This window comes from Paenibacillus sp. GM1FR, from assembly GCF_002803315.1.
Classification (GTDB): Bacteria; Bacillota; Bacilli; order Paenibacillales; family Paenibacillaceae; genus Paenibacillus; species Paenibacillus amylolyticus.
Genome location: NZ_MKZL01000022.1, coordinates 371,207 through 387,568, shown reverse-complemented (window position 1 = coordinate 387,568; position 16,362 = coordinate 371,207). Strand labels below are relative to the sequence as shown.

Genomic DNA, 16,362 nt, shown 5'->3' with positions numbered 1-16,362 from the left:
CTAACGGTTCACCCGCTTTCGTGCCGCATCGTATTTTTCACTTGTCGAACGTACATGACGAATCAGTGGAATCGCATCTGGCAAACTTCCCTGCCCCATCCGTATAAGCTCTGATCTATGATCGTCTAACTGCTGTTCCAGCACATGGCCGAGTCTGGCGGCAATCTCTTCACTCTTCAACGCCTTCCAGTCTTCCATCACAGCTGGGCCCGCCTGCATCGATATTTCCGGTAAATCATGCTGGACCATCCCATGACACAAGGTTACCGGTACGGCGATGGCATTCGGAGAACGACGAAGCAACAATCCGATGCCTGGACGGAACTGAATCGGTCTGGCCTCCTGATGCAATATTTCTCCTTGGGGAAAAATCCAGACCCTTTTACCTGAATCCAATAATTCACTGGTGTACTGTAGAGAGGTCCGAATACCGGACGCACTCTCCTTATTGATCGAATACGCACCCAATTTACGAAAAAAAGCATATTGCTGAAGCTGTTGCTCCTCCATCATCACATAATGATCACCCCTCGATGTCTGCCTGGCCGCATGATAGAGCAGCAGACCATCCCACCAGGAGCTGTGATTCATGAAATAGATCACCGGACGAGTCGGTTCAATCGGGGAGTTGTCCCTGATGTCCACCTGTGGATCCAGTGACCCTGTGAGCGTGAAGGAGCGGAAGCGCCGACGTAGCAGATAATAGTGATTGTATAAGGCAAAAATACGATTAAACGGTTTTGATTTTACGGCGCGAATCATAGAGCCAGCTCCCTTCGGCAAGAAGCACACCAGCAATGGCGATGATAAAACTGCCTGTAATCCCTTCCTTTAGAGCAAGCAGGCCGAACAGAAGAATAAACAGCTGATACAACCATTTTGCACGCAGCAATGAGCTACGGTCATTAGGCATGGCCGGAAGGAAAAGAGATAAGAATGCACCCATCATAAACCAGCTTATGTAATTGGTCCACGGAACACCGTAGAATCCACCTGCGGCTTGCCACTCCCAGAATCCTCTTGCATGCGCAACAGGGTCGAGCACCAGATCAAGAACAATCGCCCAGAACCCGGTCTTCACTGCTCGAAGCAGTCTGCCAGTCCACGTTGAACCACCGCCACTTAACAGCGCCGAGTTACCCACCACTGCGATCCAGGCGAAACCCAGCGTAACTGGCACACTGAACAGATGAATCCCGAAGAAGTCTGAGTAAGCATACTCACCAAAGGGCCAATGCGTATGAACGCCTACCCACTCTACGCCCATACCTCCAAGCCAGATAATCACAGAGGATATCCAGAGTCCGGGTTTCAGCCAGATGACTGACTGGTCGGACAGGCCTGTCCGATTACGCCCTTGATAGATCAGATCCAGCACATACAATGCGTAGAAGATTAGAAATAAACCATTCGAAAAAGATAATACGTCAGGCACACCGATCGTTAGCATCAAGGTTGCTCCAATGACATACCACGCCCAGTAAAGCCACTGGATCATCAGGATACCGCCGTTCGGGAGGCTTGATAGGCCAGCATCGGGTAACGTTTCACAATCGCACCCAGCATCTCCAGTTTCAATTCGTCGCTAACATATGCCCGCTTGGTATATACGTCATAGTCGTTGCGTTCAACGGCGTGTAGAATGGTGGAGTAAAAGGCTGCTGCCAGCTCGATGGAAAATGCACTTTCCGTTGGGTACGTATCCAGACGATCCATGCCAATACGGAACCAGTTCAATGCTGCAGCTTTTAATTCATGAACAATGGCAATAAAACGTTCGTCCACAACCCCGTCTTCAAAGTCCTGCTCGGTGTAACCATGCTTCTCCATGATCTCCAGCGGAACATACCGGCGCACTCTGGCCCGATCTTCACCAACATCCCGAATAATATTAACGATCTGCATTCCTTTACCCAAAGCAATCCCGTTCATGGCTACTTCCGCTCCATTATCATCCCGCAATACAGGCAACAACATCTCGCCTACGGTTCCGGCTACCAGATAACAATAATGCTCCAGTTCCTGCATCGTTGTATAATGCGTTACTTTAAGATCTGTGAGCTGCCCTTCCATCTGACGGAAAAATGGCCCCTTATCCAGATGAGGGAAACTGCTGAATAACCATCTCAGTGCTGGCCAGATAAAGTGTCCTTCCGCGTCATCCAACTGATCAAACAAATCATGGATCTCGTGAATTGTATAGGGCGAATGTTCCGGCTCGTCTACACTGTCATCAATCATGCGGCAGAAGGCATAAATGACATATACCGCTTCCCGACGTGGACTAGGCAGCCCTCTAAAGGCCTGATAAAAAGAGGAAGAACCCTTTTGCATCAACTCTTCACACCTGCTCAAAATCGCTTCATTCATGTTCCCATCTCCTTCATGAGTTGATTGACGGCCATCCGTGCACTCTGCATTACAATCGGCACTCCGCCACCTGGATGTACAGATGCTCCTGCGGCATATAATCCCTTTATATTAGGGAATGGTTTGGGTTGCGGTCGGTATACACCGGACTGGAATAATACAGGTGCTATACCAAAGCTTCCGCCCCCATAGAGCCCGTCTCGCTCTGCGTCAGCGGGTGTACGTACCTTTTTCCACTTGATCGCTGCACGAAGTCCCGGGAATCCACGCTGCTCCGCTTCTTCCAGTACCCGTTCTGCCAATGCTTCACTCTCCTGATCCCAGTCGACACCTTCGGCATCTGGTACGGGAATGAGGAAATATAATACACTCTGTCCTTGAGGCGCTGCAGTTTCATCCAATGCGACCGGATTAAAAACGTAAAATGAGGACTTTGCCGGAATGCGTCGCTGATTGAACACTTCCTGCAAACTGCCTTCAAGACTCGGTGGCAGGAAGAACTGGTGCGTCGTTGCATCTTCCCAGGTTTTGTCCACGCCCACATAGAGCAATACACATCCGGAAGAGGGACGATACGGTTTTCTTTTACGTGCTACCTCTGGTGATTGTCCAAGCAAACCTGATAGATGGGGGAAATCACCATTGTAGATAACTGCATCCACATTTTCTGCGCCTGCTGCCGTTTCTATACCTTCACACACACCATTTTTAATCTTGAGTCCGGTCACTTCCGAATTCAGCACGACACGTCCACCACGTGATATCAGTTCCTGTTCCAGCATGGCCGGCAATGCTGCATATCCACCTTTGACCATCCAGATGCCATATTCATGCTCTGCGTAAGGTAAAAGGGAATAGATACCTGGCGTCCCAAACGGTGATCCACCAATGTATAAACTTTGCAGTGAGTATGCATCGAGCAGTTCCTCATGCTCAAAATAATCGCCTACCGCTTTCCGGACACTTTTGTGTGCACGCAATCTGCCCATGAGGGACATGAGCGAAGGGGTGAAGAAATCCCTTTTGCGCGGAAAAGCCCTTTCCAGAAACGCTGCCCTGCCTGCCGGAAACAACGTGTCCATATCTTTCATGAATCGTGTGAATCCCCGGCTCTCTCCCGGGAACAAACGCTCAATCTCCGCCGTCTGCTCTTCACGTGAGGTCATCTTGGTCATGACACGACCACTGTGGTAGTGGACTCTGTATAACGGATCACAGCGAAGTAACTCAATCTTCGAACGATCTACGCCTGCTTCCTCTATGATGCCAAGTAACATCTCCGGCAGCAGTACGATCGTTGGCCCCTGATCGATCCGATACTCGCCTTCCTGCTCATATCCAATGCGTCCGCCAACGCGGGAACCCCGTTCATACACGGTGACATCCCAGCCTTGACGGTTCAATAACAGTGCCGAAGTGAGTCCGCCAATCCCTGCGCCTACAATAGCGGCCCGCTTCATGAATGCCCTCTGGCTTCTGCCGTCTTCACATAAGAGGATGGCTTGGAACGTGTGCGTGCGTCCTCTTCCTGAATCAGTCTGACACTGATCCGTGCCGATTCGAAAATCGTGGGCAACCCGCTGCCCGGATGTGTTCCGCCGCCTACCAGCCATACACTTTTCAACTCTTCAAACTGGTTATGGGGACGCAGATACATCATCTGACCCAGGTTATGTGCCATATTAAACGTTGCTCCGCGATACACATCTAGTTCAGTCTCCCAATCAAGTGGAGTGAACAGCATACATTCTTCAATACGGCTGCGTATGTCTGCCAGCTCAGGAATTCCTTCCATTCGTTTCATCATGGCCTCCTGCACATTCTCCCGTTCTGCCTCCCAATCAATGTCTGCGGTAAGGTTAGGCGTAGGCATAAGAACATACAAAGCAGATTTCCCTTCCGGTGCCAGCGTCGAATCAAGTCTGGAAGGGTTATGAATATATAGAGATGGATCGGCTGATAACATTTTATGCTTTGTGATCTCATCAACGTTTAACCGGTAGTCCTCGGGAAAATAGATCGAGTGATGCGGCAGGTCCACCTCACCATCCACGCCCAGATACAGCATTGCTGTAGAGCAGGAATACTTTTTGCGTTTCATTTTCTCCGGGGTATATTTCTTAAGCACGCCTGGTTCGAACAGATGGTTAACCGCATGTGCAAAGTCGGCGTTCACCACCACATGGTCTGCTTCGATGCGTTCACCGTTCTCAAGCAACACACCTTCTGCACGACCATTGCGAACGATGACCTGTTTCACCGGAGTGGAAGTATGTATGCGTCCTCCGTGTTCTTCCACGACATCGGCCATGGCTTGGAAGATCCGATTCACGCCGCCAATGGGGTGGAACAATCCGTAGTGATGCTCAATAAACGATAGTATGGTAAAGGTGCCCGGACAATCCCAGGCAGACATGCCAAGGTATTTGGATTGAAATGTAAATGCCCAGCGCAGACGCTCGTCTGTAAAATAGCGGGACAAGATTCCATAGACTGTATTGTGGACATCAAGCTTAGGTAGAGCTGTTACCGCATCCTTGCGTAGATAGTCAGTCAACTTGCCAAAAGGACGACGGAGCAGAGGCATGACTTTGCCAAACTTCACTTCTTCTTCTTGCATGAACCGAAGGTAATTGTCTTCATTGCCCGGAAACAATTCCTTAATCTGCGCAGCTGTGTCTTCCCGATTACGAGAAGGCGTGAACACCTTATCACCAAAGTTCAGTGCGTACAGTGGGGTTAGCTCTTTCATATGCACATAATCGGATAACTTACGCCCCACCACGTCGAACATCTCTTCAATCAGCTGAGGCATCATCAAAAATGTAGCACCCCGGTCGAATCGATATTCACCCAGTTCCAATCTGGCAGAACGCCCCCCGATGACTGGCTGTTTCTCATACACATCTACCTCGTACCCCTGACCGGACAATAACATCGCTGCTGCAAGTCCACCCGGACCTGCACCAATGACAGCTGCACGTTTGCGTTGTTGATTCGGTATCATGCCACTCACCTTTCTATGTAGGGAATTCCTATAGTTCTCTAGCCCCTAACCTATTATTAAACCGCCCAAGAACACTTTAAGCGGTAACTAGTAAAAACATTATACAAATATAATACAAATATTATACGAGCTTGTAAACCAAAAAATGACCCGTCGGTCAAAATACCTGGTAATCCATTTATAAACACAAAAAACACCCTTTGATCACTTTCGTCAAAGGATGTCCTTTATACACTAACCTATTCATATCATTTGAGATTATGTTTAATTATTGGCTTGTCCGAACCGTGCACCAGGTGATCGCTCGGAGAGATATTCACGCTCCATCCACGACTGCCAGTCCGCAGAACTCTCCGGCATAATCCATTGCGGATAACGCGCATGCTCTGCACGCTCATAGCCTTTACCTCCAAGTACAAAGCGAATATGTGGGAACTCGTTCATAATCCGCTCGACGAGCTGATCACACCGTTCAAGAAGCCCTGGACTTGTGATCGACAGGCAGACCAACTTGATCTTTTGCTCCCGAATAATCGGGAAGATGCCTTCTTCTGGCGTGTTCGCACCGAGATACAGTACTTCCGCTCCATTTTTGCGCATAAAGAGAGAGAACAGCAGCAACCCAACCTGATGGTGCTCCCCTTCCGGACACAACGCCAGAACTTTGGGCAGATGCGGATAGATCGGGAACAGATGGAAAAACTGATAAAACCGCTGTGATATCAGCTGTGTCATGAAGTGTTCCTGAGCCACCGAAGCCCTGCCTTGCTCCCAGGCATCTCCAACCCGGACCAGAATGGGCACCAACACATGATAGAACATCGAGTCATACCCATACATGGTGAACCCAAAATCAATCAAACCATTGGCACGTTCACCCTGAAAGTTGTAGAGCGAGTCATAGATCTGATCAGCCATGCGTGCGTAGGCTTCTTCCATCGTAGGCACCGGAGCCATGATCGGCGTGGGCACAGCCTCGGGCGGATTTAATTTGTTTACTTTCAACATCCGTACCGCTTCCGAAATATTGGTCTGATGTAGCTCAACCTGTTCTTTCAACCAGCGCAGATCCGCAACATTCTCTTCGGTATACATTCGATAACCCGATTCCGTCCGCTCAGGGGTGACCGCACTATACCGATTCTCCCAAGCCCGGAGCGTCACCGTCGGGATACCGAGCATGGCAGCGACTTGTTTGATGGAATACACCTTATTACCCACTTTCTTTCCTAAATGTCCAGATTTCAAAGGTTATATCATTGGTTCCCCGTCCTTGTCAGGCATATGAAAACCCTAACATTCTACAAAAATAATACACTCATTATACACAACGCTCAGACACCTGTCGATTGCATACTGCCAATTTTGCCATATGCATTTTAACGCTACAGTCGTTATGCTAGCGGGTTCTCCTGCGTCAACGTTATCATCCGTGTGGTAATAGAAGTCAGCAAGTACAGAAGGGGGAGTCCACCGTTGGCCTCATTACGCCGCCATACATCAGACCGCAAGTCTTCACGCGGCAAATTTCCATACATACGAACAGGACTTGTCCTATTGGTCCTATGGCTCATCGCCGTCATGCTCTATCAGACCTACAAACCATTACCAGCGGGCATTTCCTACGAAAGTCCGGAGTATCGTGTGGATCAAATCGAGTTCCTGCATGACCTCACTTATCCTTCCTCCGACGGACAGATGCAGCATGAACAACAGATATTCCAGCGCATGATGCAGATTGTCGAGGAAGCAGAGCAGTTTGTCCTGGTGGATATGTTCTTGTTCAATAATTATCAACATAAGGGACAGAACTTTCCTCCCGTGAGTACTGAATTCACCGAAGCGCTGGTCACCAAAAAAAATCAGCATCCTGATATGGACATCTGGTTCATTACAGATGAAGTAAATACCAACTATAACTCAGCACCCAATCCGTTGCTGGAACAAATGAAACAAGCAGGCATTCATGTGGTCATCACGGATGTGGACCCTTTGCGTGATTCAACTCCAGTATACTCTGCGGTCTGGCGTACCTTCTTCCAATGGTTTGGCCAATCCGGAGATGGCTGGATCAAAAACCTGATGGCCACGGATGGTCCGGATGTCACTGTGCGTTCCTATCTCAAGCTGCTCAATGTGAAGGCCAATCATCGCAAAGTTGTTGTTAGTGAGAAGACGGCAATTGTCTCTTCTGGCAATATTCATGATGCGAGTGCCTACCACTCGAATATTGCATTTGAAGTAACAGGTCCAATCATTGGCGATATTCTTCAGTCAGAGCAAGCTGTTCTCGACATCTCAGGCGGAGGTAAGGTTCCTGCCTACACAGCTCCTTCCTCGAATTCAAACACGGGAGATTTGCGAATACGCTATTTAACTGAAGGCAAAGTGAATGACGCTGTACTCCATGAGATCAATCAGGCTGGCAAAGGTGACACCTTATGGATGGGCATGTTCTATGTGGCCTCTCCGAAAGTATTAGAAGCCCTGCTGGAAGCCGCAAAACGAGGAAGCGAGATCCGGCTTGTACTAGATCCAAATGAAAATGCCTTTGGTCAGGAAAAGATCGGTATTCCGAACCGTCCTGTCGCTGCTGAATTGCATGATAAATCCGACGGTAAAATACAGATCCGCTGGTATAACACCACCAAGGAGCAATACCATACCAAGATGATCTATCTTGCCAAAGCAACCGGAGATCATATTGTCCTAGGGGGTTCAACCAATTTCACCCCCCGAAACATGAATGACTACAATCTGGAGAATGATCTATGGGTTGCTGCACCTCCAGACAATAAGTTCACACTTGATATCTCGAATTATTTTGAGCGTATCTGGAATAATAATGATGCCGAGTTCACGTTAGACCTGGATGAGTTCCAGGAGAAGACTACGTTTTTGAAAGGTATCCTATATAAGCTGCAACTGATTCTGGGTCTTACGACCTTTTGATCAGAAACCACATCCATACCTGTTATATCCGCCTGTACTCTACTGTGCAGGCGGATATTTTCATCTTGACAGGTGATGTAAAGTGTGGAAATATAATTACCTAACGACCGTTAGGAAGGTGATTGAATGACTGCACAATCCATTCGGGATGCAGCCCTGTTCCATTTTGCCAGAGATGGCTATGAGGGAGCTTCTCTAAGAGCTATTGCTGATGAAGTCGGGATTAAAAAACCGTCCATATATGCGCATTTCAGCTGCAAGGATGACTTGTTTTTACACACACTGGACTTTGCATTTCACGAGGTAACACGGCACACACTGGAATATTTCCGTGATCATGCGGATCTGCCATTGGAGCAGAGGCTGAAAGGCTTGTTGATCTGGTTCGAACAAGAATACAATGCCCATGCTTCGGCTCGTTTGATGTTGCGTAATTGTTTTTACCCCCCCCTTTCTCTGTATGGCGAAGTGATGGATCAAGTGTATCCGTTTATCGATGGTATGGAACGTGCACTGACTCGTCTGCTGCAAAGGGCAATGCGTAATGGAGATATTCCGGCCATTCCCGCGGAACAGGCTGCCATTGCATTCATGACGTTTCTCGACGGTATTACCGTAGAAATTATCTATGGAAGTTCCCGTCGATACAAGAGACGGTTGGAAGCAGCCTGGCCTGTATTTTGGCATGGCATTCATCATTTGAACGGAGAGGCACAAAGCGTTGTGCCGAAAGGAGATTTAACAACATGAACCGCAACTGGTTATATGTATTTATCGGTGGAATTATTGAGATTGTCTGGGTAAGCGGGCTGAAACATGCCTCGAATGCCTGGGAGTGGACTTTAACGGGGATTGCCATCGTGATCAGCTTTGGACTGATCATTGCCGCTTCCAAAAGGCTGCCTGTGGGTACGGTGTATGCCGTCTTTACGGGAATTGGTACGGCGGGTACCGTCCTGACGGAAATGGTACTGTTCGGTGAGCCGTTCCGCTTGGCAAAAGTATTGCTCATCGGGCTGCTGCTCTGCGGCGTAATCGGACTGAAGCTGGTTACGGATCAGCAAGAAGCCAAAGGAGGTGCAGTATAATGGCTTGGATGGCAATTGTAGGTGCAGGGATATGTGAAATTTTCGGCGTAATCGGTATTAATGGTGCTTCCACCAAGAAAGGATGGCCATACATCGTACTTATGCTGGTGTCGTTTGTGTTCAGCTTCTCGTTGTTGTCCTACGCCATGACGTCTATTCCGATGGGCACAGCGTATGCCGTGTGGACCGGGATCGGGACGGTCGGCAGTACGTTAACAGGCATGTTCCTGTTCGGTGAACGGAAAGAAGCGAAGCGTATCCTGTTTATCGCGATGATTTTGGTGGCAGCCGTTGGGCTGAAGCTCATCACGTAACGGAACAACTGAATTACACTCTTATATCTCCGATTGCAGTCCCACTTTCCGATCGCTGTTATCCCCAGATTTCTTTGATTCCCTTTGAAGAGGGATAAATCTGGTGATAAAGGCGAACACTTCGTTTCTTCAAGTCGGTTCTGCAACCTCCGTTATCGTGTAATTCTTAGCTTCCATATATGATATCTATTAAATCTTGTAATATAAATTAGACGACTTCGATCAGAAAGTCGTCTTTTTTGGGGAATGATATAAATAGGGAACCTCTTTATACTTTGCCACGTAAGAAAGGATGTCGTAATCATGAGAAAATTATTGGCACGCATGGGCTCTTTTACCGGGTATACCCTTCTGATCGCCATGGCCATTTTCTATCTCATCGCTCTAGTCGCTATTATTATGCTTGCCTTATACGCCTTCACTGGAGGAAACTAACTTAAACGTTCTTGATACCTTATCCCTATCGTACATACAAGCTCACCTTGTTACTTGCCGTCTCTCCTTCCCTTTGATCAGCCACTTTTCCCCATATACATTTTCCAATTTACTCCCATTTGAATTCCTTTAACCAGATCGTTTATACTTGTTTTGACCTTAAAGTCAATTCAAGAACTCACAAGTTCCCTGATGAGGTGAAAGTATCGTTAATGAACCCTATACATGAGATGAATGAGAAGAAAAAACTCATCATTACTACAGCACTCAAGCTATTCTCGGCCAAAGGCAGTGCCGCAACCTCCATGCAAGAGATTGCAGAATTATGCGGGATGTCCAAAGGTAGCCTCTACATCATGTTCAAATCCAAAGAGGAATTAGAAGCCAGTACTCTGGAGTACTGCATGTACACGCTCATGGACGAGATGACACAGATTGAGCATGAAACCAGCCTTACCTCGCGTGAACGTCTTCACAAGCAAATTGAGACACTGTTGATCCATGTTGCCGAGCTCAAGGAATTTTTGCGAGTACAGATGCGCAGCATGATGATGGATGATGAACAGCAACGCAAGGAACAATGCCATCCGCTGCAAAGAGATCTGGAAGTCCGTACCTTACATTGGTTTAAGGATAAGCTGGAGGAGCAGTACGGATCGGAGATTGAACCTTATACGATTGACCTTATTTTGCTGACACAGGGGCTATTCCTTTCCTACGTCAAGATCTGGTTTACAGAGATGCCGTCCCTTACTGTTACCAAAATGGCAACAAATTTACTGCAAATGATGGATTATGCAGCGCACGGATTCCTTAAGCAGCGACCTTTGCCTTTGATTCCTTTGGAGGACTGGCCTGCATGGATTACCGAACCCCATCCGGATTCCACGGTGATGCGGCATCCTATTCATATTATCAAGCAAATGCAGGATATTGCTGCCTCCGAATTGCCTGCTGGGCAACCAAAGAATGATGTACTTGAGACCATTGCCATTCTCCGGCAGGAGATGATGGAATTCACACCGCGGCGTGCCATTATTCTGGGCATGATGCACAATCTGGAGAACGTAACTGCCATTCAATCTTTGCACTCCGAGCTTCAGCATATTCTGGATGCCATGTATAGCCGGTTCATCCAAGCTGACTCGTCACACACATAAACAGGAGAAACAGAGAGGAGAAGAAACCATCGTATGAAAGGTATTATTAATTTTTCACTGAACAACAAGTTTGCGATTTGGATTCTGACGATTATCATCTCTTTCGCAGGTTTGTACAGCGGATTGACGATGAAACAAGAGACAATTCCGAACATCAACGTACCGTTTCTGAATGTCACTGCCATTGATCCGGGGGCTGCACCGGAGGGAATTGTTGAGGATGTCACGAAGCCGCTGGAAGTAAAACTACGCAATGTAGATGGCGTGAAGACGGTGACCTCCACTTCCATGGAGAACGCAGCATCGATCACACTCGAATTTGATTATGGAACAGATCTGACCAACGCAACTGCAACCGTTCGTGAGGCACTGAATGAAGTTCAACTGCCTGACAGTGTGCAGAAGCCGACCATTTCCAAGTTCAGCATTAACTCTTTCCCGGTTGTATCTCTGAGCCTGTCCGACAAGGACGGCGGTGACCTGGAACAATTGACACGACTGGTTGAATCGGATATTCAGCCTGCACTCGAAGACATTGACGGTGTAGCTCAGGTTCAGGTGTCCGGTCAATATGTGAAAGAAGTTCAATTGAAGTTTGACCAAGCCAAAATGGCCGAGCTGGGCCTAACGGAAGATACGGTAAACGGCATCGTTCAAGGTTCATCCATTCGTGTGCCCCTTGGACTGTTTGAACTGGATAAATCCCAGAAAGCCGTTGTTGTAGATGGTAACATCATCGACATCGATGATCTGAAAAACCTTGCCATTCCAGTTGTACCCGGCGGTGCCGGTGCTTCCACAGGCAATGGTTCAAACGTAGCCCCACAAGGCTCTGGAGCACCAACTGGTGAAGCTGGTCAAGGTACCGCTCCAGGTGCTTCACAAGGAACGGACCAAGCCGCTGGTGGTAATGCCGGTGTAGGTAGCCCTTCAGGTGCTGCCAACGCAGCTGGTATCCCGACAGTAAAATTAAGTGAAATTGCCAAGATCGAAGTCATCGGTCAAGCGGAATCCATTTCCCGGACAGACGGCAAGGAATCGATTGGTATTTCCATTGTAAAATCCAACGATGCCAACACGGTTGATGTCGTTAACGCAGTCAAAGATAAAGCGGAAGAGTTGCAATCGCAGTTCAAAAATGCTGATTTGACTGTCCTTCTTGACCAAGGTAAACCGATTCAGGACTCGGTGAACACGATGTTGGGCAAAGCCGTTTTTGGTGCCTTGTTCGCCATCCTGATCATCCTGCTCTTCCTGCGTAATATTCGTTCAACCATTATCTCCATTATCTCGATCCCGCTCTCCTTGCTCATGGCATTGACTGCGCTCAATATGATGGATATTACTTTGAACATGATGACGCTGGGTGCGATGACGGTTGCCATCGGACGGGTTGTCGATGACTCCATCGTTGTTATCGAGAACATCTACCGCAGATTAACACTCAAAGGTGAGAAACTGAAGGGCCGTGAACTGGTTCGTGAAGCAACGCGGGAGATGTTTGTTCCTATCCTTTCTTCCACGATCGTAACAATTGCGGTATTCCTGCCACTGGCATTGGTAAGCGGAATGGTCGGTGAGTTATTCACACCATTTGCACTGACCATGGTATTCGCTTTGCTGGCATCCCTGATCGTTGCCATTACCATTGTGCCGATGCTTGCGCACACCCTGTTCCGTGGAGGGTTGAAGAACAAACAGAATCACGAAGAAAAACCAGGCAAAATGGCGGAAGGTTACAAACGCTTGCTGAACTGGACCCTGTCACACAAACTCATCACCGTCAGTATTGCAGTGATCTTGCTGGTCGGCAGTTTGTTCCTGTACCCGTTCATCGGTGCAAGCTTCTTGCCAGAACAACAGGATAAATACGTGACTATTACGTACAGCCCACAAACCGGAGCTTTGCGTGAAGATGTCGAAAAAGAAGCACTTGTTGCCGAGAAGTGGTTGCTGGAACAACCGGGTCTGGAGAAAATGCAATATTCCATCGGCGGCACGAACCCACTGAGCAGCATGGGTGGCGGTGGATCCAACTCGGCTCTATTCTATATTGAATATAACGAAGATACGAAAGACTTTACCAAAGTGAAGGAACAGCTTGTAGAAGGTCTGAAGAAAGAAGTTACCGTAGGTACCTGGAATGAGCTCGACATGTCCGGCGGTCTGGGTGGTAGCGGCCTGAGTCTCTCCATCTATGGCGATAATGTAGAGCAACTCAAACCTGTATCGGATGAAATTCTGAAACTGGTTGAAGCGGATAAGGATAATTTTGAAAAAGCAGACACTACACTCGCTGACACCTACGGGCAGTATACGCTCGTGGCGGATCAGGAGAAATTAAGTTCCCTGGGCCTGACTGCAGGCCAACTGGCGATGACGCTGAGCCCGGCACGGGAACGTCCTGTGCTTACGGAAGTCGATATTGATAACAAAACGTACAAAGTATATGTAGAGACAGACAACAAATCATTCAGCAGCATTAAAGAGATTGAGGATGAAACCGTCACTTCACCGCTTGGCATCGAGGTACCAATCAAAGATGTTGCCAAAGTGGAAGAAGGTACATCCCCGAACTCCATCATGCAAATTGATGGTAAAGTTGTTGTACAAGTCACAGCCAACATCCTGGCTTCGGATGTAACGAAAGCTTCGAGTAATCTACAGGCTGAGATCGACAAGCTGGATCTGCCTGATGGCGTTGAAGTGAAGTTCGGCGGTACAACCGAACAGATTAATGATACCTTTACTCAACTGGGTCTCGCCATGCTGGCGGCCATCGCCATTGTATACTTCGTGCTCGTTGTTACATTCGGCGGCGGATTGGCACCATTCGCAATCCTGTTCTCCCTGCCATTTACGGTCATTGGTATTATGGTAGGTCTGTTCATCGCTGGTGGTACGCTCGACGTCTCCGCCATGATGGGTGGACTGATGCTCATCGGTATCGTGGTCACCAACGCTATCGTGTTGATCGACCGTGTTATTCACAAGGAAAAAGAGGGTATGCCTACCCGTGAAGCCTTGCTGGAAGCCGGTGCAACTCGTCTGCGTCCAATCCTGATGACCGCTCTCGCGACCATTGGTGCCCTGTTGCCGCTGGTAACGGGTCTCGAAGAGAGTGCGGGTATCATCTCGAAAGGATTAGGAATTACCGTAATCGGTGGTCTGATCAGCTCCACGCTGCTCACGCTGGTTATCGTACCGATTGTGTATGAGTTCCTGATGAAATTTAAAAAGAAAAGAATCGAAGATTAAGAAGTCGTTGATTGTACTCATGTAACGGTTCGAGTACAACTTAAATGTAGACTATAATATTAGCTTCTCGCCCCTTAGCGCATATTGGAATGGTTATAAATTCCGATATAAAGCTAAGGGGCTTTTTTTTTGAATGAGAGCTCTAATTTTAATAAACTATAGGAGGGCATAGTTGTATATGTTATTTAGGTCCAGAACAAGTCTTTACACCTGTTGTTTACTTGTTATCTTTCTTATTTCTATCACAGTTGTCGGTATTCCAGGCACAGCACTCGCATTACCCATTGAAGAAAAGGAACTTCCCCAGGTCTCATCCAAGGAACATTTACGGTTTCGGGCTACATTTAGTGGAGATGTACAGAATGGTCAAATGGTTGTGACAGTAAAAATGAGTACGACCAGCTTTGACACGGGTGAACGAATGAATGAGAAGTTTACATTTAATCAGCCGCCAATCAAAAATATGAAGAAGTCATCAATAGATCTGAATTGGAGGAATCGAGGGCAAGGCGAACTTACGATGACACCTGCCGGATTGAAGGCCTATGGAATTATCGATCCTGAGGATGGTGTCGGTGGAGTACTCTTTGAGTTTAATCTCAAAACTGAGACATTGAGAAAAGTTGTGGATCTACCTACTGACGCTACGGTGTTCGTATATCCTTCAGCAGGCGCATATATGCTAGAAAGTAATTCTATTCGCAATCCGGCATCCTACTTGTATCGCATTACAGATAGCAAACCCATTCCTACAGCCACACGTTATCCAGACCGATTTAGTGGTGTTGGTGAGAGGTTCATGCCCTGGTTCAAAAAATATCCAAGTTATGGAACTCACATTATTAGTAGTACTGATTCAAAGAATCCAACCATGTTTACCTTGATTGATGGTCAACTAAAGAAGCTGGCAATTCAGGCTTCTACCGAGGAGTCCAATATTGGATATACACGCAGAATCATTCCTTTTAAGAAAGAGCAATTGGAGCTATACATGCCTCATACATACACTCCTTTTTCTGAAAACACAATAACTCTCAGCTACACTAAGGGAAAAAAGAAAAAGATCCTGTTCAAAGGCAAAGGATATCTGATGACCTTTATGTCACCGAATCAAAAATACATGTTGCTCTCTCAGGAAATCGTGGAAAAGGGAAAGCTCCAGCAATTAAGAATGTATCTATATGACTTATCCGGCGAACCCAAATTGGTACGTGAAATCAAACCTCATTATGGGTTGGGAAGTCGCGACGTAGTATGGTTCTCCGATGATTTAATGATGATTAATTATAGCACTGGTATGCCAAACACATTTCCACCTGTCTTCTATTCAGTAACAAGTGATTATGCCATACCTGCAGATGATCAGACCTTCATGTTTTATAAGTCCTATAGTCATCCAGAGAATTACTGGGACAATTTCAGCTATGAACAATTAAATTCACTTAACGATCCTGTACCTTTTATCTACAATGGCAAATATCTTGTTTTTAAAGGGCAGGGACCCTTCTCGCTAAAAGGAAAAACGTACTTTCCGATTAAAGCATTTGCCGAACAAACCGGGGTAACCCTAACAACAGATGCTACGCATGTCAATTTAACAAAAGACAATAACGCTGTGACTCTATTCAAAAAGGATCTTCCAAAATCATTTGGTAATTTATATATGTCTACCGGAGATCTTCGAAAGCTCGGTTTTAAATTTACAGATGCCGGTGCACACGGATTCGAATTTAACGACTCAAGTTCTACCGTTCAAACAGAATAACTACATTCACTTG

The 16,362-nt window shown here is 47.2% G+C and carries 14 protein-coding genes; 8 read left to right on the top strand and 6 right to left on the bottom strand.

Annotated elements, in window-relative coordinates:
• The 6 genes from PAEAM_RS17280 to PAEAM_RS17255 form a co-directional block, all read right to left on the bottom strand.
• On the bottom strand, window positions 1–762 hold the full coding sequence (locus PAEAM_RS17280; protein ID WP_076328725.1) for a lysophospholipid acyltransferase family protein: 762 nt from the start codon (window positions 760–762) through the stop codon (window positions 1–3).
• The gene (locus PAEAM_RS17275; protein ID WP_100528389.1) at window positions 731–1,498 is read right to left on the bottom strand and encodes a carotenoid biosynthesis protein; all 768 of its coding nucleotides are present in this window, start codon (window positions 1,496–1,498) and stop codon (window positions 731–733) included. Before PAEAM_RS17275 ends, PAEAM_RS17280 begins: the two co-directional genes overlap by 32 nt.
• Entirely contained in the window at window positions 1,498–2,370 is an 873-nt protein-coding gene (locus PAEAM_RS17270; protein WP_076328724.1) for a phytoene/squalene synthase family protein, read from the bottom strand. The genes PAEAM_RS17275 and PAEAM_RS17270 overlap by 1 nt, the downstream gene beginning before the upstream one ends.
• Window positions 2,367–3,830: a phytoene desaturase family protein gene (locus tag PAEAM_RS17265; protein ID WP_100528388.1), complete on the bottom strand. Its 1,464-nt coding sequence runs from the start codon at window positions 3,828–3,830 to the stop codon at window positions 2,367–2,369. Before PAEAM_RS17265 ends, PAEAM_RS17270 begins: the two co-directional genes overlap by 4 nt.
• Window positions 3,827–5,377: a phytoene desaturase family protein gene (locus tag PAEAM_RS17260; protein WP_100528387.1), complete on the bottom strand. Its 1,551-nt coding sequence runs from the start codon at window positions 5,375–5,377 to the stop codon at window positions 3,827–3,829. Before PAEAM_RS17260 ends, PAEAM_RS17265 begins: the two co-directional genes overlap by 4 nt.
• 264 nt (window positions 5,378–5,641) lie before the next feature.
• On the bottom strand, window positions 5,642–6,586 hold the full coding sequence (locus tag PAEAM_RS17255; RefSeq protein WP_100528386.1) for a MerR family transcriptional regulator: 945 nt from the start codon (window positions 6,584–6,586) through the stop codon (window positions 5,642–5,644).
• A gap of 267 nt (window positions 6,587–6,853) precedes the next feature.
• Between PAEAM_RS17255 and PAEAM_RS17250 the strand changes: the two genes are divergently transcribed.
• The 8 genes from PAEAM_RS17250 (at window position 6,854) to PAEAM_RS17220 (ending at window position 16,349) form a co-directional block, all read left to right on the top strand.
• Complete coding sequence (locus PAEAM_RS17250; protein ID WP_100528385.1) at window positions 6,854–8,329, top strand: phospholipase D family protein; 1,476 nt, start codon at window positions 6,854–6,856, stop codon at window positions 8,327–8,329.
• A 126-nt stretch (window positions 8,330–8,455) separates the two neighbouring features.
• The gene (locus PAEAM_RS17245; protein WP_100528384.1) at window positions 8,456–9,079 is read left to right on the top strand and encodes a TetR/AcrR family transcriptional regulator; all 624 of its coding nucleotides are present in this window, start codon (window positions 8,456–8,458) and stop codon (window positions 9,077–9,079) included.
• Window positions 9,076–9,417: a DMT family transporter gene (locus PAEAM_RS17240; protein ID WP_017691902.1), complete on the top strand. Its 342-nt coding sequence runs from the start codon at window positions 9,076–9,078 to the stop codon at window positions 9,415–9,417. The genes PAEAM_RS17245 and PAEAM_RS17240 overlap by 4 nt, the downstream gene beginning before the upstream one ends.
• Entirely contained in the window at window positions 9,417–9,731 is a 315-nt protein-coding gene (locus PAEAM_RS17235) for a DMT family transporter (RefSeq protein WP_017691901.1), read from the top strand. Before PAEAM_RS17240 ends, PAEAM_RS17235 begins: the two co-directional genes overlap by 1 nt.
• A 303-nt stretch (window positions 9,732–10,034) precedes the next feature.
• Complete coding sequence (locus PAEAM_RS32520) at window positions 10,035–10,166, top strand: hypothetical protein (RefSeq protein ID WP_279303093.1); 132 nt, start codon at window positions 10,035–10,037, stop codon at window positions 10,164–10,166.
• 230 nt (window positions 10,167–10,396) lie between these two features.
• Window positions 10,397–11,326, top strand: a complete 930-nt coding sequence (locus tag PAEAM_RS17230) for a TetR/AcrR family transcriptional regulator (RefSeq protein WP_165789952.1) — start codon at window positions 10,397–10,399, stop codon at window positions 11,324–11,326.
• 33 nt (window positions 11,327–11,359) lie between these two features.
• Window positions 11,360–14,584, top strand: a complete 3,225-nt coding sequence (locus tag PAEAM_RS17225) for an efflux RND transporter permease subunit (RefSeq protein ID WP_100528382.1) — start codon at window positions 11,360–11,362, stop codon at window positions 14,582–14,584.
• A gap of 172 nt (window positions 14,585–14,756) precedes the next feature.
• Window positions 14,757–16,349: a hypothetical protein gene (locus tag PAEAM_RS17220; RefSeq protein ID WP_133120456.1), complete on the top strand. Its 1,593-nt coding sequence runs from the start codon at window positions 14,757–14,759 to the stop codon at window positions 16,347–16,349.
• Window positions 16,350–16,362 lie beyond the last annotated feature (13 nt).

What these genes read in the sequence shown, in the direction of transcription:
- PAEAM_RS17270 (WP_076328724.1), bottom strand. Translation starts at nt 2,370, where the DNA reads ATGAATGAAGCGATTTTGAGCAGGTGTGAAGAGTTGATGCAAAAGGGT.
- PAEAM_RS17225 (WP_100528382.1), top strand. Translation starts at nt 11,360, where the DNA reads ATGAAAGGTATTATTAATTTTTCACTGAACAACAAGTTTGCGATTTGG.
- PAEAM_RS17280 (WP_076328725.1), bottom strand. Translation starts at nt 762, where the DNA reads ATGATTCGCGCCGTAAAATCAAAACCGTTTAATCGTATTTTTGCCTTA.
- PAEAM_RS32520 (WP_279303093.1), top strand. Translation starts at nt 10,035, where the DNA reads ATGAGAAAATTATTGGCACGCATGGGCTCTTTTACCGGGTATACCCTT.
- PAEAM_RS17240 (WP_017691902.1), top strand. Translation starts at nt 9,076, where the DNA reads ATGAACCGCAACTGGTTATATGTATTTATCGGTGGAATTATTGAGATT.
- PAEAM_RS17230 (WP_165789952.1), top strand. Translation starts at nt 10,397, where the DNA reads ATGAATGAGAAGAAAAAACTCATCATTACTACAGCACTCAAGCTATTC.
- PAEAM_RS17260 (WP_100528387.1), bottom strand. Translation starts at nt 5,377, where the DNA reads ATGATACCGAATCAACAACGCAAACGTGCAGCTGTCATTGGTGCAGGT.
- PAEAM_RS17265 (WP_100528388.1), bottom strand. Translation starts at nt 3,830, where the DNA reads ATGAAGCGGGCCGCTATTGTAGGCGCAGGGATTGGCGGACTCACTTCG.
- PAEAM_RS17245 (WP_100528384.1), top strand. Translation starts at nt 8,456, where the DNA reads ATGACTGCACAATCCATTCGGGATGCAGCCCTGTTCCATTTTGCCAGA.
- PAEAM_RS17235 (WP_017691901.1), top strand. Translation starts at nt 9,417, where the DNA reads ATGGCTTGGATGGCAATTGTAGGTGCAGGGATATGTGAAATTTTCGGC.
- PAEAM_RS17275 (WP_100528389.1), bottom strand. Translation starts at nt 1,498, where the DNA reads ATGATCCAGTGGCTTTACTGGGCGTGGTATGTCATTGGAGCAACCTTG.